The organism is Flavobacterium sp. SORGH_AS_0622, from assembly GCF_030818825.1.
Taxonomy (GTDB): domain Bacteria; phylum Bacteroidota; class Bacteroidia; order Flavobacteriales; family Flavobacteriaceae; genus Flavobacterium.
Window position 1 is genome coordinate 2,453,825 of the sequence record NZ_JAUTAX010000001.1, and the last position, 23,071, is coordinate 2,476,895.

The 23,071-nt window shown below is 31.8% G+C and carries 29 protein-coding genes and 1 tRNA gene; 17 read left to right on the forward strand and 13 right to left on the reverse strand.

Annotation, left to right across the window (positions count from 1 at the left end; all coding sequences use genetic code 11):
- Window positions 1–107: 107 nt before the first annotated feature.
- The 14 genes from QE431_RS10635 (at window position 108) to QE431_RS10700 (ending at window position 11,086) form a co-directional block, all read left to right on the forward strand.
- Complete coding sequence (locus QE431_RS10635) at window positions 108–440, forward strand: translation initiation factor (protein ID WP_057117964.1); 333 nt, start codon at window positions 108–110, stop codon at window positions 438–440.
- A 104-nt stretch (window positions 441–544) separates the two neighbouring features.
- On the forward strand, window positions 545–1,414 hold the full coding sequence (locus tag QE431_RS10640) for a nucleoside phosphorylase (protein WP_307295570.1): 870 nt from the start codon (window positions 545–547) through the stop codon (window positions 1,412–1,414).
- A 49-nt stretch (window positions 1,415–1,463) separates the two neighbouring features.
- A complete protein-coding gene (locus QE431_RS10645) occupies window positions 1,464–1,856 on the forward strand; it encodes a VOC family protein (protein WP_281865645.1) in 393 nt (130 codons plus the stop codon).
- The gene (locus tag QE431_RS10650) at window positions 1,856–2,329 is read left to right on the forward strand and encodes a DUF4265 domain-containing protein (protein WP_057117961.1); all 474 of its coding nucleotides are present in this window, start codon (window positions 1,856–1,858) and stop codon (window positions 2,327–2,329) included. The genes QE431_RS10645 and QE431_RS10650 overlap by 1 nt, the downstream gene beginning before the upstream one ends.
- Window positions 2,330–2,387: 58 nt before the next feature.
- Window positions 2,388–3,239: a substrate-binding domain-containing protein gene (locus tag QE431_RS10655; RefSeq protein ID WP_057117960.1), complete on the forward strand. Its 852-nt coding sequence runs from the start codon at window positions 2,388–2,390 to the stop codon at window positions 3,237–3,239.
- Window positions 3,240–3,258: 19 nt separating this feature from the next.
- Complete coding sequence (locus tag QE431_RS10660) at window positions 3,259–4,191, forward strand: hypothetical protein (protein ID WP_057117959.1); 933 nt, start codon at window positions 3,259–3,261, stop codon at window positions 4,189–4,191.
- Between the two features lie 125 nt (window positions 4,192–4,316).
- The gene (locus tag QE431_RS10665; protein WP_241774379.1) at window positions 4,317–4,685 is read left to right on the forward strand and encodes a hypothetical protein; all 369 of its coding nucleotides are present in this window, start codon (window positions 4,317–4,319) and stop codon (window positions 4,683–4,685) included.
- A 202-nt stretch (window positions 4,686–4,887) separates the two neighbouring features.
- Entirely contained in the window at window positions 4,888–6,474 is a 1,587-nt protein-coding gene (abc-f, locus tag QE431_RS10670; protein WP_307295574.1) for a ribosomal protection-like ABC-F family protein, read from the forward strand.
- Window positions 6,475–6,695: 221 nt separating this feature from the next.
- Window positions 6,696–7,745, forward strand: coding sequence for a linear amide C-N hydrolase (locus QE431_RS10675; RefSeq protein WP_134141274.1), 1,050 nt, complete (start codon window positions 6,696–6,698; stop codon window positions 7,743–7,745).
- Window positions 7,746–7,852: 107 nt separating this feature from the next.
- Window positions 7,853–9,217 (forward strand): hypothetical protein, encoded by a 1,365-nt coding sequence (locus tag QE431_RS10680; RefSeq protein ID WP_307295576.1) that lies wholly within the window; start codon window positions 7,853–7,855, stop codon window positions 9,215–9,217.
- 125 nt (window positions 9,218–9,342) lie between these two features.
- On the forward strand, window positions 9,343–9,660 hold the full coding sequence (locus tag QE431_RS10685; protein WP_057117955.1) for a helix-turn-helix transcriptional regulator: 318 nt from the start codon (window positions 9,343–9,345) through the stop codon (window positions 9,658–9,660).
- A 4-nt stretch (window positions 9,661–9,664) separates the two neighbouring features.
- Window positions 9,665–10,132, forward strand: a complete 468-nt coding sequence (locus QE431_RS10690; RefSeq protein WP_307295577.1) for an SRPBCC domain-containing protein — start codon at window positions 9,665–9,667, stop codon at window positions 10,130–10,132.
- A 5-nt stretch (window positions 10,133–10,137) separates the two neighbouring features.
- Window positions 10,138–10,524 carry a DoxX family protein gene (locus tag QE431_RS10695; RefSeq protein WP_307295579.1) on the forward strand — a complete coding sequence of 129 codons (387 nt, stop codon included), beginning with the start codon at window positions 10,138–10,140 and terminating at the stop codon, window positions 10,522–10,524.
- A 4-nt stretch (window positions 10,525–10,528) separates the two neighbouring features.
- Window positions 10,529–11,086 (forward strand): DUF4256 domain-containing protein, encoded by a 558-nt coding sequence (locus QE431_RS10700; RefSeq protein WP_307295580.1) that lies wholly within the window; start codon window positions 10,529–10,531, stop codon window positions 11,084–11,086.
- A gap of 42 nt (window positions 11,087–11,128) precedes the next feature.
- On the opposite strand, the gene QE431_RS10705 is transcribed toward QE431_RS10700, so the two are convergent.
- Window positions 11,129–11,479: a DUF2200 domain-containing protein gene (locus QE431_RS10705; protein WP_134141268.1), complete on the reverse strand. Its 351-nt coding sequence runs from the start codon at window positions 11,477–11,479 to the stop codon at window positions 11,129–11,131.
- Window positions 11,480–11,611: 132 nt separating this feature from the next.
- Here QE431_RS10705 and QE431_RS10710 point away from each other — a divergent pair, with 132 nt between their 5' ends.
- On the forward strand, window positions 11,612–12,019 hold the full coding sequence (locus QE431_RS10710; protein WP_307295583.1) for a VOC family protein: 408 nt from the start codon (window positions 11,612–11,614) through the stop codon (window positions 12,017–12,019).
- A 109-nt stretch (window positions 12,020–12,128) separates the two neighbouring features.
- Here QE431_RS10710 and map read toward each other — a convergent pair whose 3' ends face one another.
- From map to QE431_RS10725, 3 genes are all read right to left on the reverse strand, one after another.
- Window positions 12,129–12,893 carry a type I methionyl aminopeptidase gene (gene map, locus QE431_RS10715; RefSeq protein ID WP_307295584.1) on the reverse strand — a complete coding sequence of 255 codons (765 nt, stop codon included), beginning with the start codon at window positions 12,891–12,893 and terminating at the stop codon, window positions 12,129–12,131.
- A 119-nt stretch (window positions 12,894–13,012) separates the two neighbouring features.
- Complete coding sequence (locus QE431_RS10720) at window positions 13,013–13,750, reverse strand: SDR family oxidoreductase (RefSeq protein WP_307295586.1); 738 nt, start codon at window positions 13,748–13,750, stop codon at window positions 13,013–13,015.
- Between the two features lie 81 nt (window positions 13,751–13,831).
- Complete coding sequence (locus tag QE431_RS10725; RefSeq protein ID WP_307295587.1) at window positions 13,832–14,401, reverse strand: Crp/Fnr family transcriptional regulator; 570 nt, start codon at window positions 14,399–14,401, stop codon at window positions 13,832–13,834.
- Window positions 14,402–14,524: 123 nt separating this feature from the next.
- Between QE431_RS10725 and QE431_RS10730 the strand changes: the two genes are divergently transcribed.
- Window positions 14,525–15,736, forward strand: a complete 1,212-nt coding sequence (locus tag QE431_RS10730; protein WP_307295589.1) for a hypothetical protein — start codon at window positions 14,525–14,527, stop codon at window positions 15,734–15,736.
- Between the two features lie 17 nt (window positions 15,737–15,753).
- Here the strand turns inward: QE431_RS10730 and QE431_RS10735 are convergent, their stop codons facing one another.
- The 9 genes from QE431_RS10735 to QE431_RS10775 form a co-directional block, all read right to left on the reverse strand.
- Window positions 15,754–16,149, reverse strand: a complete 396-nt coding sequence (locus QE431_RS10735) for a VOC family protein (protein WP_307295591.1) — start codon at window positions 16,147–16,149, stop codon at window positions 15,754–15,756.
- A 219-nt stretch (window positions 16,150–16,368) separates the two neighbouring features.
- Window positions 16,369–16,944 carry an HD domain-containing protein gene (locus QE431_RS10740; protein WP_307295593.1) on the reverse strand — a complete coding sequence of 192 codons (576 nt, stop codon included), beginning with the start codon at window positions 16,942–16,944 and terminating at the stop codon, window positions 16,369–16,371.
- 107 nt (window positions 16,945–17,051) lie between these two features.
- A complete protein-coding gene (locus QE431_RS10745) occupies window positions 17,052–18,251 on the reverse strand; it encodes a PQQ-binding-like beta-propeller repeat protein (protein ID WP_307295595.1) in 1,200 nt (399 codons plus the stop codon).
- Between the two features lie 192 nt (window positions 18,252–18,443).
- On the reverse strand, window positions 18,444–18,905 hold the full coding sequence (locus QE431_RS10750; RefSeq protein WP_307295596.1) for a MarR family winged helix-turn-helix transcriptional regulator: 462 nt from the start codon (window positions 18,903–18,905) through the stop codon (window positions 18,444–18,446).
- Between the two features lie 107 nt (window positions 18,906–19,012).
- Window positions 19,013–19,372, reverse strand: coding sequence for a VOC family protein (locus QE431_RS10755; protein WP_307295599.1), 360 nt, complete (start codon window positions 19,370–19,372; stop codon window positions 19,013–19,015).
- A gap of 379 nt (window positions 19,373–19,751) precedes the next feature.
- Window positions 19,752–20,003 carry a GIY-YIG nuclease family protein gene (locus QE431_RS10760; RefSeq protein WP_307295601.1) on the reverse strand — a complete coding sequence of 84 codons (252 nt, stop codon included), beginning with the start codon at window positions 20,001–20,003 and terminating at the stop codon, window positions 19,752–19,754.
- Between the two features lie 128 nt (window positions 20,004–20,131).
- Window positions 20,132–20,383 carry a GIY-YIG nuclease family protein gene (locus QE431_RS10765; RefSeq protein ID WP_307295601.1) on the reverse strand — a complete coding sequence of 84 codons (252 nt, stop codon included), beginning with the start codon at window positions 20,381–20,383 and terminating at the stop codon, window positions 20,132–20,134.
- 130 nt (window positions 20,384–20,513) lie between these two features.
- Entirely contained in the window at window positions 20,514–20,765 is a 252-nt protein-coding gene (locus QE431_RS10770) for a GIY-YIG nuclease family protein (RefSeq protein ID WP_307295601.1), read from the reverse strand.
- A gap of 61 nt (window positions 20,766–20,826) precedes the next feature.
- Window positions 20,827–20,901 (reverse strand) — tRNA-Val (locus tag QE431_RS10775).
- Window positions 20,902–21,167: 266 nt separating this feature from the next.
- On the opposite strand from QE431_RS10775, the gene QE431_RS10780 reads away from it, so the two are divergent.
- Window positions 21,168–22,952, forward strand: a complete 1,785-nt coding sequence (locus QE431_RS10780; RefSeq protein ID WP_307295603.1) for an ABC transporter ATP-binding protein — start codon at window positions 21,168–21,170, stop codon at window positions 22,950–22,952.
- The last annotated feature ends 119 nt before the right edge of the window (window positions 22,953–23,071 follow it).

Genomic DNA, 23,071 nt, shown 5'->3' on the forward strand with positions numbered 1-23,071 from the left:
TAAATAAATTCTAATATTAAATTCCAAATTCCAATCTTTTGTTGGAGTTTGGAATTTAATTTTTATGAACTATATTTATTGGGATTTATTTATAGAATAAAAAAGTTATGGACTTTAAAGATCAATTAAAGAATTTATTTCCAGATCATGTAGAATCAAATGAACCAGAGCAAGTTGAAGAACAAGAACATGTTCTCTATGTTCAAAAAGAACCTATGATCTGCAAATTTGAGAAAAGAAAAGGAAAACCAACAACCATTATCGAAGGTTATGAAGGCTCTGACGAAGATTTTAAAATTTTAGCCAAAGAAATCAAAACCAAACTCAGTGTTGGCGGAACCTTTAAAGATGATTCCATTATTATCCAAGGCGATTATCGTGATAAAATTATGGCAATCTTAAAAGAAAAAGGATTTAAAACCAAACGTGTAGGAGGATAAAAAGTTTCAAGTTTCAGGTTCCAAGTTCTTCAAGGCAACCTGAAACCTGAAACTTGAAACAAAAAAAACCTTAGTACCTCAGAACCTTAGCAACTTAAAGAAAAATGATCCAATCATCAGAATTAATACTAAATCCAGACGGAAGTGTTTATCATTTAAACCTTCGTCCTGAACATATTGCACACGACATTATTTTTGTTGGTGACCAAAATAGAGTTGAAAAAATTACTCAGTTTTTCGATTCAATCGAATATTCAACTCAAAAAAGAGAATTTAAAACCCAAACAGGAATTTACAAAGGAAAAAGAATCTCTGTAATTTCTACCGGAATCGGTCCAGATAATATTGATATTGTTCTAAACGAACTAGATGCATTAGTTAATATCGATTTAAAGACGCGTGAGCCAAAAGAAACCTTAACTTCACTAAATATTATCCGAATTGGAACTTCTGGTTCTCTTCAGGCAGATATTCCTGTAGACAGCTTCGTGATGTCAAAATTTGGTTTAGGTTTAGATAATATGCTTCGCTCCTATTTAATTGACGACGTGTCGATTACCGAAATAGAAGATGCTTTTGTAAAACATACCGATTGGGATCCTAGAAAAGGGAAACCTTATGTAACAAAATGTTCTGAAAAATTAGAAAAATTAATCGAATCTAATGGAATATTTAAAGGAATTACGGCAACTGCAGGAGGTTTTTACGGTCCGCAGGGAAGAGTTTTGCGTTTGAATATTCAAGATGGTGAATTGAATAATAAAATGGATAATTTTAGTTTTAATGAAACTAAAATCACTAATTTAGAGATGGAAACCGCAGCAATCTACGGCCTTTCTGCGCTTCTTGGGCATAATGCGTTGTCGCTAAATGCTATTATCGCCAATCGTGCTTCTGGAACTTTTAGTGCAGATCCATATAAAGCTGTTGATGAATTAATTAGTTATACGTTGAATAAGCTGGCTGGAAATTAAATTTGATAATTGTTTATTAAAAAATGAGATAATTATAAAATCCTGACTTATGTTTTTGAGAGTGGCAAGACATACCAATAATCTAGAAAAAATAGAAGATTTTTATGTAAATATTCTAGGTTTCGAGCGATTAGGCGGTTTTGAAAAACATAATAAGTACGATGGAATTTTTATAGGAAAGCCAGGTTTAGACTGGCATTTTGAGTTTACAAAGTCTGAAATAGAAGCTAAACATACCTTTGATGAAGATGATATAATCGTACTTTATCCAAAAACAATTTCAAATTACAACGATTTAATACATAAAATTACACGCAAAAATATTGAAATGATACCAGCGATTAATCCGTATTGGAATGAAAATGGCAAAATGATTCAGGATCCAGACGGTTATCGCATAGTAATATCCTCATTAAAAGCCATAATAAACGAAATAGAATAATGTCTGAAACCCATAAAAAAATACTATTTAAATACTATAGCGATTATCTGGACGAAGTAGTTTCTGAAACCATGTGGGCAGAAATTATAGATCTGGAAAAAGGTCTTTTTAAACTGGATAATATTCCATTTTTTGGTCCATTAATTGCAACAGATGATATATTTTACGCAGAATTCGATGAAACTGAAGAACGTTTTATGCATAGAAAAACAATACAAAATTCAGGAAACTCGATTGTACAGATCGCTATTTTAGAAAAAGGTTTTGATAAGGAAATCATCCGCGAAAAATTAAAGGCAATAAATTGTTTGTCGGAAGGATTGAACGAAACTTTTTTTGCAGCAGAAATTGCGAAAGATGTTGATTATACATTGGTAAGAAGCCTATTGAACGAATACGAGTCGCAGGAAATTATCGAATTTGCAGAACCTTGTCTTTCAGAAAAACACAGAGCAGATTTATTAAAAAACTAAACAAACAAACTTTAGAATACGCATACCAAGCAAGCAACTTAACTTAAACTTAAAATAAATGAAAACTGTCAAAATTGCGGGTGTTCCGGAACACTTCAATTTGCCATGGCATCTATGTATAGAAAATGGTGAATTTGAAGAAGAGAACATCGATTTACAATGGACAAATGTACCCGAAGGAACTGGTAAGATGTGCCAAATGCTTCGTGATGGAGAAACAGATTTAGCTGTTATTTTGACCGAAGGAATTCTAAAAGATATCGCAGCTGGAAACCCAAGTAAGATTGTTCAGATTTATGTGCAGTCGCCTTTAATTTGGGGAATTCACGTTGCTGCAAAATCAGATTATCAAACCCTAAAAGATCTTAAAAATAAAAAAGCCGCTATCTCAAGACTTGGTTCTGGATCGCAGTTAATGGCATATGTAAATGCCAATGAGCAAGGCTGGGAAATGGATGATTTAGAATTTGAAATTGTAAATACCATTGACGGCGCTGTTGATGCTCTGACCAACAAAAAAGCAGACTACTTTATGTGGGAACGTTTTATGACAAAACCTCTTGTAGATCAAGGAATTTTTAGACGCATTGACGACTGCCCTACTCCTTGGCCTTCATTTGTAATTGCGGTACGCGATGAATTCTTGAAAAAGAATCCAAAGATCATAGAGAAAATTCTTGAAATCATCAACAAAACAACGGTTGATTTTAAAGAAATTCCAGAAATAGACGAGAAATTATCTAAACTTTTTCACCAAAAAGCTGAAGATATTAAAGAGTGGCTGAAACTAACACAATGGTCACAGAAAAACCTAACAGAAAAGTCCTTTAATAAAATTCAAAATCAATTATTTGATCTGGGAATTATTGATAAAAAAAGTATTTTTGTAGAAACCGTAAAAGCACTGTAATACTGCTTTTTTGATTCGTATGATGAAATTCCCTAAAATTGACTTTCCGCAGTTAAAATCCAAGCTACAGGTGAAATCACCCTGGGATAGGATTATTATTTCGATTTTGAGTCTTTTAATTACGATTCCGATTTTCATCATACTGCATCAAAATTTAATCGATTTAGAATGGTCATTCAATCTCGATCGTGTATTTATCTTTATTTTTCTTTTTACAGCAATATTTTTTCTGCTGATGTATCTCAGAACGATTATTATTCTGTGCATTGCGGTTTATTTATTGGTTTTGTTTTACGGAACTGTTATTGGGAATTATGGTTTCAGCGAAATCTCAGAAGATTATAATTCTATGATTTATACCATGTCTGATAATCCGTATCCGCAGGACATCATTGTAGCGAAACTGCTTCCTTTTCCGAATAAAACAAAAATTATCAATGCAATAGAATACCAAAACCCTAAAGTGCGAAATTTTGCTATAATGGCGACAACGAAGCATTTTAAAGGAATTAGAGGTTATTCAGATTATCGAACTATTATTCAATGTTTTGCAGTTTTCAAAGAGATAAACGGCAGATGGAATTATGTTAACGATCCAAAAGAAGGTGATTATATTGCTACCGCTAGCGAATCTTTAGATTATTTTTCTGGCGACTGCGATGATCATTCTATTTTGATGGCGGCGGCGATTCGATCTATTGGCGGAACTCCCCGACTTATTCATACAAAAGGACATATTTATCCAGAGATTTTGATTGGTTCTACGATTGATTTGGAGAAAGTGAATTACTTGATTAAAAACGTTCTTTTTCCAAAAGAAAGCTACGGCAAGAAACTGCATTACCATATAGACGAGCGCGGTCAAGTTTGGATGAATCTTGACTACACTGCAACTTATCCCGGCGGTCCATTCATGTATGAAGAAATTTTAGGAGCTTTGACTCTTAATTAAAGTTTCTCTGGAAAAGGCCTTGCGTAATGTCAGGTAAAAAAAATCTTTATAAATATTTGATTACGAATAATTTAATGTCATTTTTTTTTGTAACTTTTTCCTGTTTAACTTTTAACCTCATAATCATGAAAAACTCTAAATTATTTACCCTCGTAATTGCAATTGCTGTTGTATTAATGGTTTCATGTCATAGTAAAAGAAATAAACTAGTGAATTCATGGAAAGTTAGTGCTGTCGAAGCCAAAATTCCGATGACTGATTCTGCTAAAAATGTAATTCTAACCAATGGAGAACTTACTTTTACAGAAGATGGTCATGTTACTGGATTTTTACTTCGAGAAATAACAGACGGAACTTATGCATTAACAAAAAAAGGAACTAGTCTGGTTATTAAAGATGAAGTTGGTACGCCTTATCCTTGTGTAAGCACAATTACCGACGATAAATTAATTTTAGAAGCTAAAGAAGCTAAGTTAACATTCAATAAAATTTAAATTAAGCATTTCAGTTTATATCAATACAAAAAGCCATTCTTTTTATCTGAGAATGGCTTTTTGATTTTTTGCTTTAAAATAAATATCTTTGCATCTCTTTAAATAAGTACAACATATGTGAAAAATAATTTCTTTCGAAAAGTTTAGTAAGTAACCGCATTTTGTGGTCACCTAATTTATTTATCTATAAAAGAAAGGAATTATGCTTATTCTTCAAAATATCTCATATCAGCATGAGAATAAAGACATGCTGTTTCAAAACATTAGTTTTACTCTAAACAATCACGATAAAACCGCTTTGATCGGAAATAATGGCGTTGGAAAATCTACGTTATTAAAAATTATTGCTGGACATCTTCACCCCTTTTCAGGGCAAATTAATCAAAATTCTAAACCTTATTTTGTTCCACAATTATTTGGACAATTCAATAATTTGACAATTGCGGAAGCCTTAAATATAAAGGATAAAATAACTTCACTTAAAGAAATACTTGAAGGTATTGTAACCGACGAAAACTTAGAGTTGTTAAATGATGACTGGACAATTGAAGAACGCTGTAATGAGGCTTTAATGTATTGGCAGCTTCAAGATTTAGACCTTGACCAGAAAATGGAAACTTTGAGCGGCGGACAGAAAACAAAAGTTTTTTTGGCTGGAATTATGATACACGAACCAGATTTGGTTTTATTAGACGAACCCAGCAATCATTTGGATTTTGCTGGTAGAAACTTGCTGTATGATTTTATAAGATCTACTTCTATCGCTTTACTCGTTGTAAGTCATGACAGAACATTGCTGAATATTCTCAATAATACTTTAGAAATGAGTAAAAATGGGATTTCTGTTTATGGCGGGAATTATGACTTTTACGACGAACAGAAAAAGATTGAAAATAACGCTTTAGAACAAGATGTCCAGAGCAAAGAAAAAGCACTCAAAAAAGCCAAGGAAAAAGAACGGGAAACTATTGAACGCCAAAACAAATTAGATTCTAGAGGCAAAAAGAAACAAGAAAAATCGGGAGTTGCGAGGATTATGATGAATACGCTTCGTAACAAGGGTGAAAACAGCAGTTCGAAGTTAAAAGATGTTCACGCAGAAAAAATTGATAATATTTCTAATGACTTGCGTGAGCTTCGATCATCACTTTCGGCTATAGATCAAATGAAATTTGGTTTTAACACAGCTGCTTTTCATAAAGGGAAAACACTTTTTAAAGCCGATGAAATTAATTACAGCTATGAAAATCAATTACTTTGGAAAGAAAATCTAAATTTTGAAATACTTTCTGGAGAGCGATTGGTACTAAAAGGTTCAAATGGCTCTGGAAAAACTACTTTAATCAAAATTATTCTTGGAGAGCTGCGCCCGAAGCTGGGAAATGTTACTTCCTTAAGTAAAAAAGCAATTTATATCGATCAGGATTATTCTCTGCTTGACAGCAATTTAAATATTTACCAGCAAGCACAGCTTTTTAATGATTCTGGATTAGAAGAGCATGAAATTAAGATGAGATTAAATCGTTTTTTGTTCTCTCAAAATGATTGGAATAAACCATGCAGTGCTTTAAGCGGTGGCGAAAGAATGCGTCTTATGCTATGTTGTTTAACGATAAGCAATGAATCTCCTGAAATTATTATTTTGGATGAACCCACAAATAATTTAGATATTCAAAATATCGAAATTTTAACAACAGCAATTAATGAATATCAGGGAACTTTGATTGTTGTTTCACACGATCAGTTGTTTTTAAAACAAATAAATATCGAAAAAGAAATTTGGCTTTAAATAAGCAGCATTACAAATATTTTGGCGCTGCTCATTGTTTATTGAATCAATTAGTGATAACTGCCTTTTGTTATCACTAAAACTTTTGCTTTTATATTTATCTGATAAACAAAACATTATTTAAAATTCGTAAATTGCATCGAAAGATTTTCTTTACAGAAATAGTTTTGGCTATCAAGCAATTTATATATAAATCAAGTTTAATTGAATGGTAAAAAATTATGAAATCAAGAAACAGAATTTTGGCGCTTTTACTTACTTTTTGTTTTATAAGTGAAACTGTACTTCCTTGTACAAGAGTTGTATACGAAGGCATAAATGGTACAATAATAACTGCAAGATCAATGGACTGGAAAGGAGAAATTCCAGCAAATTTGTGGATTTTCCCGCGTGGTATTGACCGATCTGGAGAAGCCGGCACTAGTTCGGTAAAATGGAAATCTAAGTATGGAAGTGTAATTACGAGCTCTTGGGATATTGCATCTTCAGACGGAATGAACGAAAAAGGACTTGTGGGCAATCTTTTATGGCTGGTTGAATCTCAATATCCTAAGTTTGAAAAAAACGGAAAAGTAAAAGGTCTGGCCGTTTCTTTGTGGCTGCAATATGTTTTGGATAATTTCTCGACCGTTTCTGAGGCTGTAAATGCATTAGCAAAAAATGAATTCGTAATAGTGTCATCGCATATTCCCGGAACAGACATTTTTGCTACAGTTCATTTATCTATTTCTGATGCTACCGGTGATAATGCTATTTTCGAATATATAAATGGAAAATTGGTAATTCATCATGATAGAAAATATGTTACAATGACTAATTCTCCAATTTTTGACGAACAGCTGGCTATAAATACTTATTGGAAAAGTATTCCCGGAACAGTTATGCTTCCAGGAACGAATAGAGCTGCCGATCGTTTTGTGAGAGCTTCATATTATATTGATGCAATTCCGAAAACGGATGACACCAGAAGAGCTTTGGCAAGTGTATTCGGTGTGATTCGAAATTGTTCTGTTCCTTTAGGAATTGCTTCAGAAACAGAGCCTAATATCTCCTCTACTCGCTGGAGAACTGTTGCAGATCAAAAAAATCTCGTTTATTATTTTGATAATGTTTTAAACCCGAATGTAATTTGGGTTGAATTCAATAAAATAGATTTTAGCGAAAAGGGAAAGATTAAAAAACTCAGCTTAGCCAATAATGAAAACTATTCTGGTGAATCTTTATTGAATTTTAAAGAAACGAAACCGTTTCAATTTGCGGGATTGGATTAGATAAAATTAAAAAATTGAATGCTTTTGGTGTTTTTTTAGGTTTTATAATTAAAATCATACAAAATTGTTATATTTGATTAACTAATCCTAAACAAATTCCTAAAACCATGAAACAATTTTACAGTAAAGTATTGTTGAGTATTTTTTCCGTCATATTTCTTTTTAGCTGCCAGAACGATGATTCAGATTCTCCTGTTCAGCAGGAAAAGGTTTTATTCTCAGTAAATTATGGAAGTTCTCATACCGGAGACATAAAGGGATACCTTGCCGCATATACTCCAGAAGGTGAGCTATTAAATTATGGCAGTTTGGGAGATTCTTTAAAATGGGATTTGAAAGCAAAATACAATGGTGACAAAATAGATATTTTATATTTTGAAGTGGTGAATGGAATGCAAGTTCAGCATATCAAAAATATTAGTGTTGGACAAACTTTTACCAATTTGCGAAATATTTTCCTTTATCAGGAAACAGATCGTAAAACCTTTAAATTTAAAGTTGAAGATTTTGGTAAAAGAGAAGGAAATGGTAATGTAGAAAACGGATTTTCGAGCACAGCATATTTAATTCATAGCGGTTATGCAACTTTTAATCCTTTAACTTGGAGTAAAATTGAAAACGGATATACTTATGCTGATATCACTTTTACTAAAGGGAATGATATAGAAGAAAAGGAATATGGAGCTGAGCTGCTTCTTTTTGAAAAAAACACTAATAAACCTTACGTCAAATATTTAGATTTAAAAATGCTTACTCAAAACTACACAAGCAATGATGTAATTACGTTAAATAAAAGTGATTTTAGTCCGGCGGAAATTAAGACTGTACAGGTAGACGCTAACAACGTTCCGTATGAGAATATGTTTTTGTATACGTACAATATACAAGCAGACAGAAGAAATATTATAAGATCATTTAATCATATAATTGAGGGTAATAAAATTTGGTATGTGAGCAGTAATGACGAAATACCAATTAATTACTGGCGATTAGTATATTCTGCTAAAACTGGAAACACTTCTTACGTTGCAGAAAGTAATAAAAAAGATGTACCGTCACTTGTAAACGTAAAAGAACTTTCTGGGCATAGTATAACCAAAAATGGAGATAAATTTTCTTTTAAACATGGCGCTGTTTTTCCAGATAAAAAACTTTTAAGGACTTTCGTTTCCTTTTATAAATATAGATATTCAGCGAATAGTATAACTTATATTTGGAATTTTGACAGTACAGAAAGTACAGGAACTTTAAATTTAAAACCTTTTAAATTTCCAGCTGGCTTATTAGATAAATTTCCAAATATCAAACAAACGGATCAAAGAGAATGGGAAACTGGAGATTATGGCCAAGTCTACGATACAAGATCTTCTACCAATGTAATGTTAAACTATTTAAATGATATTTTGTTGTGGAAAACAAATGTATATACTGTAAGTGATTATACATTTGAAACATATTCGATTAAGCTTTAAGTTATTACAAAACATACAGTAAAACCTTCAAATTATATAGTTTGAAGGTTTTTTTATTTAAAAAAAGTAAAAAAATATTGCGCAGTCAAATGACTTCATTATATTTGCAGTCAAATAACTGCGTAATGGAAATTAGAAGAGATGTTTTTCAAGCAATAGCCGATCCTACCCGACGAGCTATTTTAGGTTTAGTAGCCATTCAAGCAATGACGCCTGGCGCAATAGCAGATAACTTTGATTCGTCTAGACAGACTATTTCTAAGCATATCAAGATATTGAATGAATGTGAGTTACTACATCAAGTACAGAACGGACGAGAAATTTATTATCATTTGAATCCTCAAAAAATGAAAGAAATTGACAACTTCATCGAGCCGTTCAGACAAATGTGGGATGATCGTTTCAATAAATTAGAATCAATCATGAAAAATCATAAAAAATAAAAACATGGAAAGAAAGACAAAAATAACGGCAGAAGATGGTAAACAAGATCTCATTATCACTAGAGAATTTGATCTGCCATTAGAATTATTGTTTAAAGCGCATGTTGATCCAGAAATTGTTTCGCAATGGATGGGAACAAAAGTTTTAAAATTGGAAAGCAAAAAACACGGAGGATGGCATTTTGAAACTAGCGATCCCAGCGGAAATGTGGTGTTTAGCGCCAATGGCGTAATTCATGATTTTGTTCTAAATGAGAGAATTACAAGAACTTTTGAAATGGATAATGCAAATTTTGCGCCTCAATTAGAGTTTTTTGAATTTGAAAAACTAACAGATGAAACTAGTAAATTAACGATGCTGATTATTTACAAATCTATTGAGCATAGAGAACAGCAATTAAAATTACCTTTTGCGCAAGGTTTAAATATGGCACATAATAGATTAGAAGAAATTGTAACGAAACTAAAATAAGTATTATGACTAAAAGAAATAAAATTCTCTACTGGATTGCTACGCTTTGGCTGGCACTAGGAATGGCTTCGACTGGAATTGTACAATTAATCCAGAATAAAGAAGAAACAGAAATGATGAAACATTTAGGTTATCCGCTTTATTTTTTAACGCTTTTAGGGGTTTGGAAATTACTAGGTGTTATTGCTATACTTATTCCTAAATTTGGTTTATTAAAAGAATGGGCGTATGCTGGTTTCTTCTTTGCAATGTCTGGAGCAGTAGTTTCTCATTTAGCTTGTGGAGATGGTGCAAAAGAACTTTTTGGACCATTCATATTAATTGTTTTGACTATTTTTTCGTGGTATTACAGACCAGCGGAAAGAAAGTGTTTTAGTGAATTAAAAAGTTAATCAAATGAAAAAAGTATTGACAACCAACGAACAGGATGAGATTTTAAGTACGCTTGAAAAACGTTTTGAGCAAAATAAAAACCGTCATAAAGATTTAGATTGGACAAAAATTGAAGCCAAATTAAAAGCTAATCCTAAAAAATTATGGTCACTGGAAGAAATGGAAAAAACGGAAGGTGAACCAGATGTTATTGGTTATGATAAAAAAACAGACCAATACCTTTTTGCTGACTGCTCTGCAGAAAGTCCAAAAGGACGAAGAAGTATCTGCTACGATCATGAAGCGCTTGAAAAAAGAAAAGAGCACAAACCTGCTGACAGCGCTGTAAATATGGCCGAAGGAATGGGAATTGAAATTCTGAACGAAGAACAATACAAAGAATTGCAAAAGCTTGGAAAGTTTGACACCAAAACATCAAGCTGGATTTTGACTCCGCCAGAAATAAGAAAATTAGGAGGTGCAATTTTCTGTGATTTTAGATACAATACCGTTTTTGTATATCATAACGGTGCAGAATCTTATTATGCTGCAAGAGGTTTTCGCGGTTTACTAAGAGTTTAGAAAGATTAAAACCTTCAAATAATTCATTTGGAGGTTTTGTATTTACTCTCTTAAAATCTTTTCCATCTTTTTTCCTTTTGCCAATTCGTCTATTAATTTATCTAAATAACGAACTTTCTGCATTAGCGGATCTTCAATTTCTTCCACACGATAACCACATATTACACCAGTAATTTTGGATACATTCGGATTCAATTTTGGAGCTTCTGCAAAGAAGGTTTCAAAGTCTGCCTTTTTCTCAATCTGAGCTTTAAGTTGTTCGTCGCTATATCCTGTTAACCATTTTGTTATTGTATCTACTTCTTCTTTAGTTCTTCCTTTCTTTTCTGCCTTTTGAATATATAAAGGATAAACGCTTGAAAATAGTAATTTATATACTCTTTCGTTTTTCATTTCACGCTTTTTAGATAATTTAGGTTTTAAGGTAAAGATAATTCAAAACTAAAAAAACTCCAATACAAGAATTATTTATACCTTAGATTTGTTTTATTAATGTCAATTTTTGCTAACTAAAAAACTATTTATATGGAAAACCAAAACCATTCAAACGACAACACGCCAAAAGTGACAGGAATTGGCGGTATTTTCTTTTTTCTAGACAATCCAAAGGAAACTAAAGATTGGTACGCCAAAAATTTAGGAGTAGAAATTAATGATTGGGGTTCAGCAAGTTTTGAATCGAGAAATCTTGATAATCCAGAGCAAATTGAATCGACTCAATGGTGTCCTTTTAAGAAAGGAGATGAATATTTTTCTCCGTCTAAAAAAGACTTTATGGTTAATTACCGTGTTCAAAATATTGAAGGCCTTTTAGAAAAACTCAAACAAAATGGCGTAACAATCTTAGATGATATTGAAACTTACGATTATGGAAAATTTGTACACATAATGGATACAGAAGGCAATAAAATTGAGCTTTGGGAACCGATTTAATTTTTAATTTTTAATTGTTGATGGTTGATGGTTGATGGTTAATGGTTGATCTTGAGATATAAAAAAAACTCCACTATTTCTAATGGAGTTTTTTAGTTTTATGTTTGCGTTAATTCCAGATTTCATTCATTTCGGTTAAAATGATTGGTTTGCCTTCTGTCACTACAATTGTATGTTCGTGTTGTGCCATAAAACCGCCTTTATTTCCTACCATTGTCCAGCCGTCTTGCAAAGTCTCTGCATAAGTTGACGTTGTTGAAATAAACGTTTCTATGGCAACTACGGAATTCTTTTTAAATCTCGTGACATTAAAACGATCTCTATAATTGGCTATTTCGTGCGGTGCTTCGTGAAGGCTTCGCCCTACTCCATGCCCAGTAAGGTTTTTTATAACTTTGTATCCTCTTTTTTTAGCTTCAGTTTCTATTAAAAAACCAATATCAGAAATACGAACGCCGCCTTTTATATTATGAATGGCTTTGTGCAAGATTTGTCTCGAAGCTTCAACCAATTTTTGATGTTCGTTTACATCAGAACCAATTACAAAGGAGCCGCCGTTGTCTGACCAGAAACCGTCTAATTCTGCAGAAACATCAATATTAATCAAATCACCTTCTTTTAAAATTCTAGTCTCAGATGGAATGCCATGACAAAACTCATTATCAACACTAATGCAAGTCCATCCAGGAAAACCGTAAGTCAAATAAGGTGCAGATTTAGCGCCGAGATCATTTAGAATTTTTCCGCCATAATCATCCAATTCTTTGGTTGACATGCCTGGTTTGGCAAACTTTCTCATTTCTTTTAGAGTGAATGCAACTGCTTCACTCGCTTTTTTCATTCCTGCTAATTCTGCTTCTGTTGTAATTGACATAATTTGTTTTCTTTAGAATTAAATCTGAATCAAAATTACCACTTTTTATTTTTTTTAAGATGATTATTAAATTAAAAACCTCCAAAATCAAAGACTTTAGAGGTTTTAATATGGTTTTATTACCAAGGACTTTCTTCGCTTTCGTCTTCAATATCATTACTAAAGAATTTTCCAGTTGGTCCGTTTTCATCAGTTACAGTATGTTTTATAATAAAACTCGCCGCACTTTCTACGCTTCCAGGTCCGCTGTGATGATTAAAATCTGTAGCAGTGTAGCCTGGATCAATTGAATTTACTTTAAAACCTAAATCTTTTAATTCATAAGCTAGAGTAACTGTAAAAGCATTTAAAGCCGTTTTTGATGAAACGTATGAAACTGCTTTTATTGTATAATATTTCCAAGCTGGGTCGCTGTGTAAAGTAAGCGAACCCAAACCAGAAGTAATATTACTGATTCTCGGATTTTTTGATTTTTTAAGCAATTCTAAAAAAGTCTGAGTAACTCTGATAACACCAAAAAAGTTAGTGTCAAATGTCTGTTGGATTTTTTCGACAGAAGTTGTTGAAGAATCTTGCGGTACATCTCCTAAAACTCCAGCATTATTAATTAGAACATCTAATTTTCCCTGCTCGTTTTCTATAATTTCTTTCGCACTTAAAACACTATCAGCGTTTGTTACATCAATCTGAATTGCTTTAATATTATTAAAACCTTCCTGAGTTAGTTTGTTTACTACTTCCTCTCCTTTTTGAAGATCGCGACTTCCTAAATAAACAAACAATCCTTTTTGTGAAAGTTGTTTTGCCGTTTCTAAACCAATGCTTCTATTTGCGCCTGTAATTAATACTGAATCCATTTTTTTTATATTTTTAAATTATTGATTACAAAGTTGCGTTGATAAAAAACAAAAACATTTGCCATTTGGCAAAAAGCAACTTTAACGGATATTTTTTCTAATTCTGCTCAAAGAAGATTGCGTGATACCCAAATAAGAAGCCAAATAAGAAAGCGGAACCCGATTAACCACTTTTGGAAACATTTCCATAAAAGATAAATAACGTGTTGTAGCATCTTCTGAAACCAGCGGACTTCTTCTAGCCACTTTCTGAATCAAAGCTTTATTGATAATTTTATGAACTATTTTGTCCCAGCCAATAATTGTATTTAATAGTTCTTCCCAATCTCTTTTAGAAAAAACAATCATTTTACAATCGGTAACAGCTTGAACGTAGGCAGAAGAACAAATGCTGTTTTCGAAACTTTCTAAATCGACAACGAGATTATTTTCGTCTATAAAATATTTGGTAATTTCTTCGCCTTTATTATTGTAGTAACAGACTCTCATGATTCCTTCGATAATGAAACCAACTTCTACGGAAATTTTCCCAGCTTCAGAAAAATAATTGTCTTTGCCAATATCTTTTACTTGGGCTTTGCTTAAAATTAAATCGATCTGGTGCTGATTTAAACTTCCAAACTGCAATATATATGCTACTAATTCTTTCATGCACGAAAGTTAGTTATAAGTTTTTAATCGAAATTTGTCATATGGCAAAAAAAGAATTGAATAAAATTTATTAGGCGCCCCTTTATTCTTACTTTGCGTTAAAAATCTTTTTTTGCATAGAAAATGAAAATAATAAAAAGCAGTTTTTTCAGTCCAAGGAAATGTGAGTATGGTAATTTTGAAATAATACCAGATGCCGGTTGGGAATTTTCGCAGACATTCATTGATTATGAATCTAAACTCTTAATAGTATCTCTAAGCATTAAAGACGAAACCAAATGGGAAAATCATGGTTATAATGGTACTATTATTCCAACTAAGCAGTATAAAGTCGACTTAGAAACATTACGTATTTTAGAATTTGAAGATTGGAAGCATTATTTCAATTACAATAAAATTGAAATAATAAGCGAAGATGGAAAATACAAATTGATCACGCAGAGAGTTTTTAAACCTGAAAACAATAATGATTCAATCATTGAAGAGTTATATGATAATATTTCTGGCAATTTAATAAGTTCGAGCCGTTCGATCGCTTTTAGTGAAGATAAAAATGAAAATTTATTAGAAAGTAAATACCGTTCTGAGAGAGAATTAGAAGATCGAATAAGAATATATAATGCTAAACCAAATTTAGCTGAATTCTATAAGATTCAGATTAATCAGTTAAAAGATCAGGATGTTATAATGTACTACTACGATGCTTTTGATACATTCAAACTTACTTTCGTAAATGATAAATTTGTTTTGTCTAAAGGAGAAAGATTTCCTTCAAAACAAGAAGATTGGCAGTCATTACAATATGATGAAATCACTGTTTATTCTAATGTAGATGAATTTTGGAACGATTTTATCAAAGACGAAAAATGGTATTTAAAATATAATATACATTATGGTTTTGAGCATAAAATATTGGTTTTAGCAAAACATATAACAGAGTATTTGAATGAATTGCGCAGGGAACAAAAATCTTCATTTAAAGAATATGAAAAAATTAATGAGTGGCAAGGAAGCGTTTGGAGTGATGAGTATAAAAAGAAAGAAGTAAAACAATGGTGTGCCAATTGTTCTGAGCCAGTGAGTTATTATGGACGTTATCCAAAATATATTTGTCAAGAATGTGCTGCTAAAGACGCAAACGACAAAGACGGAAATATACTTGAGTTTTCTAACCTCGGAATCTCAGGCGGTTTTAAAGCAACTACAAAAAATAAGGATGGAAAAATTATCAAAGAAAATGATACCGACCAATTTTGTGATTGTATAATTGATGGTAAATTGTTTTTTGCACAAGAAGCAAGATTTGGAGGAATTGTAATTCAGCTCAAAGAGTAGCTATAGTTTCTAAAAAACTACATTCCAGGCCAATAAAGAAAATTAAATTTATGTCCGTCAGGATCAGCAAAACCAAAAGTGTAACCCACTTCAAAATTTTCTGGTTCAGAAAAAATAGTTCCGCCAATTTCTTTGACTTTATCGTACCAAAGGTCTACTTCTTCCCTGCTGGCTGCCGATAAAGAAAATATAATTTCATTATCGTTTTTTGTATTGGTAAGTTTTCCTTTTACAGCATTTTCAAGCCTTTTTTCAATAAAAAAGTTGATTATAAAATTATTGTCGCCGAAAGCAAAACTAACTAATTCGTCAGTTTCTTTTCCGTTTTGTTTGAACCCTAAATCGGTATAAAACTGAATTGTTTTTTGCAAATCATGCGAAACTAGGTTTGCCCAGATCATTTTCGTTTTCATAATTAATTTTCATTAGATTGAATTATACAATTATACTAAGTTAATCAATTTCTAATTCACAACTTGTCTTGTAGTTTTTTTTATTTTAACTCATATAGATATTATTAGACTTTATCATTTATAGAAGTAGAACAAAATTATAGAGACCGTTTTGAAATAATTTATAAAAAACAACCTCCAAAGGGAATTCTTTGGAGGTTGTTTTTTGTAGACTGAAAATTAATTGGAGGTACTCAGAAAACGATAATACTCTTTAATTTTAATTTTTAATCGTCTTGCTAAATATTCATTTCCATCTTTCAGTTCATTATGAATAATTTCAGCTTCTTCAATATATTTCAGCTTTTTTTCGTCATTCCAATAATATGGAGGCTCATACAAATTTGATATTCTGTCGGCCATTTTAACTGCCCAAACTTCTATAGGCTGCTGTTTAATTCGGTTAAGACTATCCAGCATTTTTTCCAATGAATCAGTTATTTGATCATTTTTGGTTAAAGCCAGAACTCCAGATGCAACTTGGCTTCCAAATAAATCATTTACTTTTTCATAATCAAACGTCGTATCTTCTATTGTGTCATGGAGCATTGCACATTTAACAGCCAAATCAGAATTCATGTTTTCTGTTAATCGAGTGGCGTTTAAAACTTCAAAAACAACACTTCCTATATGATTGATATACTCTACTCTTTCCCCTTCACTTACACCACCATATTTTTGTCCGTCATGTAGTTTTGAAACCAATTGCCAAACATTCTGAATTTCGTCTATTGACCAGTCCTTTTGTTGTTCCATATTCTATAATGAATTTTTAGATTTTATGTAATTTATTGCTTTTTTTGAATATCTGCAACAATTTTACTTTAAGATTTTTCATTTTATAGAATTTAAGACGGCTTTTATTATCGAATTATTTTGAGATATGCGGTGTAGATATTATCCAGAAGAGAAGTTCTCATATAATATACATTTTCGTCTTTTTCTCTCAAATCAAATTGAATTAAACCCGCATCACAATAATAGTACAACAAGTTATCATCATTTGGAAATTCAATGTTTGAAACAGGCAGAGTTGTTAATTTAGTTTCGAATGCTATTTCACCATTTGTTAAGTCTAATTCAAAAAGTTTTGCTTTTTTGGTGTAACCCCAAATATTCTCATTTTCTTTGATAATGTATTCGATATTATCATCTTTAAAATCAGTTTTCCATAGCTGAGTTCCAGTTTTTGAATCAACAGCATAAAGAGAAGAAACATTGGTTCCTTGTGCTCCAAAATAAAGTTTATTATCATTGCAAAGTATGCGTTCTTTAATATTGTATTGATTTTCAGCTAATTTAAACTGCCAAACAACATCTAATTTGTCAGGACTTAAAGCAAAAAGAACATCTTTATCATTTTCTATAAATATATTTTGACCATCTGTTACAGGCTTTCCGTTCATAGTTCCCTCAAAGTTTTTTTGGTTTAGAACTTTTCCTGTATGTGCATCAAAACTATAAACATTTGAACCGCTTTGGGTAAAAATTTTGTTATCAAAAAAAAGTACTGGAATTTCGTTGGTTGCCGAATCCAGTTTATAATTCCATGCTAAACTACCGTCTTTTATATCAAGAGCATATAAATTACTGCCTTGATTTTGGTTTTGGGCGGTTATATAAAGTTTTCCGTTATGTATAACTGGAGTCTGGTCTTTTAAAACAATCTGATCTGTAATATTACCTAATCTTGATTTCCAAAAAATAGCGCCTGTTTCATTATCTATTGCGAAAATCTCACCATTAATAAACGGAACATAAACAACTCCATCAGCTATTGTTACTTTATTGGCACACATTTCTGCGTGCGAATCCGCAGCTTTTACAGTCCAGCCAATTGTTTCAGTTTCTAAGTCATATGAAAAAAGAGAACCATCGTAATCGTAAATTAAGATTGATGCTTCGTCTAATGCAACTTTTTTAAGTGGTTTCATGGCTTTATTCGTCACAATTTCACTTTCGCTTAAACCTTTATTAGAATAATTAGTTTTATTGGCGGGAGCTTGCCCAAATATATTTATCGCAGTAAAGACAAATAAAAGAGTTATTAATTTTTTTTTCATTTTAAGATTTGGGTTTGATGAATCGATTTCTGTTTAGCAATAAAGCTGCTAAACAAAACAATCTCTGCCAAATGTAATAAAAAAAATATTATAGGATTTTGATGATGTAGCTTCCATATCTCAATAATAAAAAGAAAAAATAAAAGCATAAAAAAACTCCAAAATCTAATGACTTTGGAGAATTAATATTTTTTATTCATTCTTATTTTTATCAATAAGTTTTGCCATATTAGAATTGAATGATGATAGATTTTCGTCTAACGAAGCAAAGAAATCAAGGTCGGCATTTTCCACTTCAATAAGTCCCTTTTGTAAAACAGTTTCTCCTATTTCCGTTAGCCGAATTGTTTTTGCTCTTGTATCAGTTTCATGTTCTTGCCTTGTAATAAAACCTTTTTCTTCTAACGTTCGCAATACTTTTGATACCATCATTCTATCAGCATTACTTTGGTTCGCAATGTCTACTTGTGTTACAGAATTGCTTTTTTTTGAAAGCCAGCCTAAAGCCGCCAACAAAACAAATTGTGTCTGAGTTAAGTCTAACGGATCTAAAACTTTTTTTAGTTTCCTCTGCCAGAGCATAGTTAATTGTCCCAGCAAATAACCAGGGCTATCTTTTGGACTTTTAAAATGAAAATTAATTTCTTTAGCCATAATGATATTGAAGCGTTTTTGTCGATATTAAATCGTCTTTATTAATTCCAAAGATAATCATAAGCTTGGATAATGAAAATTGGTTCTAAAAAGTAAATAACTTACTTTTATTTTGTTTCCAAGAAAGTAAGTTTATAACCATCGAGATCTTTGACGTGAAAAGCTCTGCCAAAAGGTGTATCTATAATTGGACCACAGTTTGTAAGTCCATTTTCTATGAATTGCTCTTTCAATTCATCTACATTTTTGTCAACGGCAAACCAAAGAGCGACTCCAATTCCTAATTCTCTTTCTTCAAGAGGTTCAAGAGGCGTACGAATTGCAAAACTTGCCTGCCCTTCATTATACTTAAAAATACAGGCTTGGGGATTGGTGTTTCCAATTTCAAATCCTAATTTTTTCTCATAGAAGTCTTTTGATGCTTCTAGATTTTTTACTTGTAGCGATGCAAATGTTAGTTCTCTCATATTTCTTAAAATTAAATTGTTGTCGCAAATATAATATACACGACAACAATACGCAAATATTTTTAGCTATTTCTTTTTAGTAGCGAAAAATTATAGATTATTACTTTTTAGAATTCTAGATGTGGACAACATTTTGACTATTTAAGCAATTAATAAATAATACTTAATTTAGTCTGTAGTTTAGGTCGAATCTTAGGCTATGATAGAATATGATAGGATTTCTATCTGTTTAGGACTTATATATTTCTTTTAAAAATATAGGCATAAAAAAAAACTCCAAAATCATAAGACTTTGGAGTTTTGAAATTTTGTGGGCGATGAGGGGTTCGAACCCCCGACCACTTCCGATGAAAAATCGGAATGCTCTGAACCAGCTGAGCTAGTTTTTATTTTTAATTAATTCTTCGATTTTAATTCTGCTTTTCCAAGATTTAATTTGTAATTCTCTTTTATGAGCAGTTTCTTTTGTTTCGTAATTTTCTGTATAAACAACTTGCCAGTCATTAACGCTTCCAGTAAAACCTTTACTTTTTTGATTATGCCTTACAAGCCTTTCAACTAAATTTGAAGTAAAGCCAATATAGAATTTATTTTTAGTTTCGCTGAAAAGTATATATACAATGAATTCCATAAATGATTAAAATAAAAAAAACTCCAAAATCATAAGACTTTGGAGTTTTTGGAATTTTTGTGGGCGATGAGGGGTTCGAACCCCCGACCACTTCCGATGAAAAATCGGAATGCTCTGAACCAGCTGAGCTAGTTTTTATTTTTAATTAATTCTTCGATTTTAATTCTGCTTTTCCAAGATTTAATTTGTAATTCTCTTTTATGAGCAGTTTCCTTTGTTTCGTAATTTTCTGTATAAACAACTTGCCAGTCATTAACGCTTCCAGTAAAACCTTTACTTTTTTGATTATGCCTTACAAGCCTTTCAACTAAATTTGAAGTAAAGCCAATATAGAATTTATTTTTAGTTTCGCTGAAAAGTATATATACAATGAATTCCATGAATGATTAAAATAAAAAAAAAACTCCAAAATCATAAGACTTTGGAGTTTTTGGAATTTTTGTGGGCGATGAGGGGTTCGAACCCCCGACCACTTCCGATGAAAAATCGGAATGCTCTGAACCAGCTGAGCTAGTTTTTATTTTTAATTAATTCTTCGATTTTAATTCTGCTTTTCCAAGATTTAATTTGTAATTCTCTTTTATGAGCAGTTTCCTTTGTTTCGTAATTTTCTGTATAAACAACTTGCCAGTCATTAACGCTTCCAGTAAAACCTTTACTTTTTTGATTATGCCTTACAAGCCTTTCAACTAAATTTGAAGTAAAGCCAATATAGAATTTATTTTTAGTTTCGCTGAAAAGTATATATACAATGAATTCCATGAATGATTAAAATAAAAAAAAACTCCAAAATCATAAGACTTTGGAGTTTTTGGAATTTTTGTGGGCGATGAGGGGTTCGAACCCCCGACCCCCTCGGTGTAAACGAGGTGCTCTGAACCAGCTGAGCTAATCGCCCTATTTTACTAGGCTGCTATCGTTTGTGATTGCGAGTGCAAATATACAGCTAGATTTTGTATTTGCAAGCATAATTAGAAAAAAAATGAAATTATTTCTCATCTTTTTCTTTAGCAATCTATTTTTCAGCTCCTTAAAAAACAAAGAAATTTTTCTATTTTCTTATAATTAAGTTAAAAAACGAAATCTGGATCTGTAATTCTTAATATTGCTTTGTATTCATTTGCTATAGTCATACATTTGCATACCTAAAAATAGTATATTCTAATGGCACGATTTAAAGAAAATGATTTACCTAAATCAAAAATAACTGCTACTTCACTTACCAAAGCAAAAACAATATTTACATACGCAGGAAATCACAAATGGAAATTTTTCATCGGATTGATTTTTCTGCTTTTAACAGGAGCTACTGCCCTAGCCTTTCCTAAATTAATGGGAATGCTGGTAGACTGCGTAAAAAATAAGGACAATGACGAAGCAAACAATATTGCTTTAGGCTTAATTGCAATCTTGTTTTTACAATCATTTTTCTCATTCTTTAGATTATCATTATTTGTCAATTTTACTGAAAATACATTAGCAAACCTGCGTTTGGCTTTATATACAAATTTGGTAAAACTGCCCATGACTTTCTTTTCTCAAAAAAGAGTTGGAGAATTAAACAGCCGTATCAGCGCCGATATTACTCAGATTCAAGATACTTTAACTACGACTATAGCAGAATTTTTACGTCAGTTTATATTGATTATTGGAGGTGTAATTTTACTGGCAACCGAAAGTTTAAAATTAACCTTATTAATGCTGTCAGTTGTTCCATTAGTTGCAATTGCTGCAGTAGTTTTTGGAAGGTTTATTAGAAAATATTCTAAAAAAGTACAAGATCAGGTTGCTGAAAGTCAGGTAATTGTTGAAGAAACAATGCAGGGAATCAGCATTGTGAAGGCTTTTGCAAACGAATGGTATGAAATTGCACGATATAAAGGTAAAATCAGTGATGTTGTAAAATTGGCCATTAAAGGTGGTAAATACCGCGGTTATTTTGCTTCATTTATAATATTTTGCTTATTTGGTGCTATCGTAGCTGTAGTTTGGTTTGGCGTTCGTTTGAGTATAGCGGGAGAAATGAGCGTAGGACAATTAATATCATTTGTTTTATATTCTACTTTTGTGGGAGCTTCATTTGGTGGAATCGCTGAATTATATGCACAGATTCAAAAAGCAATTGGCGCAACGGAAAGAGTTTTCGAATTATTAGACGAAAATCCAGAAAAAATCAATTCTGATTCTAACAAAAACAAAGAAAAAATAAAGGGAGATGTAACATTCAACAACGTAGCTTTTAGTTACCCGACACGTCAGGAAATCCAAGTGTTGAAAAATGTAAATTTTAAAGCTGAATTTGGTCAGAAAATTGCAATTGTAGGGCCAAGCGGTGCTGGGAAATCGACTATTTCTTCGCTTCTTTTACGATTTTATGATATTACTTCTGGGGAAATTACTGTTGATGGAAAAAACATCTATGATTATGATTTGGAAGATCTTCGTGGTAATATGAGTATTGTTCCGCAAGATGTTATTCTTTTTGGAGGAACAATTAGAGAGAATATTGCTTACGGAAAACCAGACGCTACAGATGAAGAAATTATTCAAGCTGCGAAACAAGCAAATGCATTCAATTTTGTAGAAGGTTTCCCAGAAAAATTTGAAACATTAGTTGGAGAACGCGGTGTTAAATTATCTGGCGGACAACGTCAGCGTATTGCAATTGCGAGAGCTTTGCTTAAAAATCCAAGTATTTTAATATTAGACGAAGCCACTTCATCTTTAGACAGTGAAAGCGAAAAACTAGTTCAGGAAGCTCTAGAAGTTTTAATGGAAGGAAGAACAAGTATTATTATTGCACATCGCCTTTCGACTATTAGAAACGCAGATAAAATTCTAGTTTTAGATAACGGAAAAATTTCCGAAGAAGGAACTCACCAAGAATTGATAAACTTAGAAAACGGAATATATAAGAACTTAAGTAATTTACAGTTTAGTAATTCTTAAGTAAAATTTCAATTTTTTAAAATTCCAAATTCCAATACAAAAAAGTCCATTTGTAAAGCAAATGGACTTTTTTGTTAAAATCTAAAATCATACATCTCCAGCAAACCCGACAGGTTTTT

Excerpts from the sequence above, each read along its gene's own strand:
- QE431_RS10735 (WP_307295591.1), bottom strand. The coding sequence starts at position 16,149 with ATGAAAACGAAAATGATCTGGGCAAACCTAGTTTCGCATGATTTGCAA.
- QE431_RS10685 (WP_057117955.1), top strand. The coding sequence starts at position 9,343 with ATGGAAATTAGAAGAGATGTTTTTCAAGCAATAGCCGATCCTACCCGA.
- QE431_RS10640 (WP_307295570.1), top strand. The coding sequence starts at position 545 with ATGATCCAATCATCAGAATTAATACTAAATCCAGACGGAAGTGTTTAT.
- QE431_RS10755 (WP_307295599.1), bottom strand. The coding sequence starts at position 19,372 with ATGAGAGAACTAACATTTGCATCGCTACAAGTAAAAAATCTAGAAGCA.
- QE431_RS10695 (WP_307295579.1), top strand. The coding sequence starts at position 10,138 with ATGACTAAAAGAAATAAAATTCTCTACTGGATTGCTACGCTTTGGCTG.
- QE431_RS10770 (WP_307295601.1), bottom strand. The coding sequence starts at position 20,765 with ATGGAATTCATTGTATATATACTTTTCAGCGAAACTAAAAATAAATTC.
- QE431_RS10730 (WP_307295589.1), top strand. The coding sequence starts at position 14,525 with ATGAAAATAATAAAAAGCAGTTTTTTCAGTCCAAGGAAATGTGAGTAT.
- QE431_RS10710 (WP_307295583.1), top strand. The coding sequence starts at position 11,612 with ATGGAAAACCAAAACCATTCAAACGACAACACGCCAAAAGTGACAGGA.
- QE431_RS10675 (WP_134141274.1), top strand. The coding sequence starts at position 6,696 with ATGAAATCAAGAAACAGAATTTTGGCGCTTTTACTTACTTTTTGTTTT.
- QE431_RS10655 (WP_057117960.1), top strand. The coding sequence starts at position 2,388 with ATGAAAACTGTCAAAATTGCGGGTGTTCCGGAACACTTCAATTTGCCA.
- QE431_RS10725 (WP_307295587.1), bottom strand. The coding sequence starts at position 14,401 with ATGAAAGAATTAGTAGCATATATATTGCAGTTTGGAAGTTTAAATCAG.
- abc-f (WP_307295574.1), top strand. The coding sequence starts at position 4,888 with ATGCTTATTCTTCAAAATATCTCATATCAGCATGAGAATAAAGACATG.
- QE431_RS10720 (WP_307295586.1), bottom strand. The coding sequence starts at position 13,750 with ATGGATTCAGTATTAATTACAGGCGCAAATAGAAGCATTGGTTTAGAA.
- QE431_RS10705 (WP_134141268.1), bottom strand. The coding sequence starts at position 11,479 with ATGAAAAACGAAAGAGTATATAAATTACTATTTTCAAGCGTTTATCCT.
- QE431_RS10665 (WP_241774379.1), top strand. The coding sequence starts at position 4,317 with ATGAAAAACTCTAAATTATTTACCCTCGTAATTGCAATTGCTGTTGTA.
- QE431_RS10750 (WP_307295596.1), bottom strand. The coding sequence starts at position 18,905 with ATGGCTAAAGAAATTAATTTTCATTTTAAAAGTCCAAAAGATAGCCCT.
- QE431_RS10745 (WP_307295595.1), bottom strand. The coding sequence starts at position 18,251 with ATGAAAAAAAAATTAATAACTCTTTTATTTGTCTTTACTGCGATAAAT.
- QE431_RS10680 (WP_307295576.1), top strand. The coding sequence starts at position 7,853 with ATGAAACAATTTTACAGTAAAGTATTGTTGAGTATTTTTTCCGTCATA.
- map (WP_307295584.1), bottom strand. The coding sequence starts at position 12,893 with ATGTCAATTACAACAGAAGCAGAATTAGCAGGAATGAAAAAAGCGAGT.
- QE431_RS10760 (WP_307295601.1), bottom strand. The coding sequence starts at position 20,003 with ATGGAATTCATTGTATATATACTTTTCAGCGAAACTAAAAATAAATTC.
- QE431_RS10690 (WP_307295577.1), top strand. The coding sequence starts at position 9,665 with ATGGAAAGAAAGACAAAAATAACGGCAGAAGATGGTAAACAAGATCTC.
- QE431_RS10635 (WP_057117964.1), top strand. The coding sequence starts at position 108 with ATGGACTTTAAAGATCAATTAAAGAATTTATTTCCAGATCATGTAGAA.
- QE431_RS10740 (WP_307295593.1), bottom strand. The coding sequence starts at position 16,944 with ATGGAACAACAAAAGGACTGGTCAATAGACGAAATTCAGAATGTTTGG.
- QE431_RS10765 (WP_307295601.1), bottom strand. The coding sequence starts at position 20,383 with ATGGAATTCATTGTATATATACTTTTCAGCGAAACTAAAAATAAATTC.
- QE431_RS10660 (WP_057117959.1), top strand. The coding sequence starts at position 3,259 with ATGATGAAATTCCCTAAAATTGACTTTCCGCAGTTAAAATCCAAGCTA.
- QE431_RS10645 (WP_281865645.1), top strand. The coding sequence starts at position 1,464 with ATGTTTTTGAGAGTGGCAAGACATACCAATAATCTAGAAAAAATAGAA.
- QE431_RS10650 (WP_057117961.1), top strand. The coding sequence starts at position 1,856 with ATGTCTGAAACCCATAAAAAAATACTATTTAAATACTATAGCGATTAT.
- QE431_RS10700 (WP_307295580.1), top strand. The coding sequence starts at position 10,529 with ATGAAAAAAGTATTGACAACCAACGAACAGGATGAGATTTTAAGTACG.
- QE431_RS10780 (WP_307295603.1), top strand. The coding sequence starts at position 21,168 with ATGGCACGATTTAAAGAAAATGATTTACCTAAATCAAAAATAACTGCT.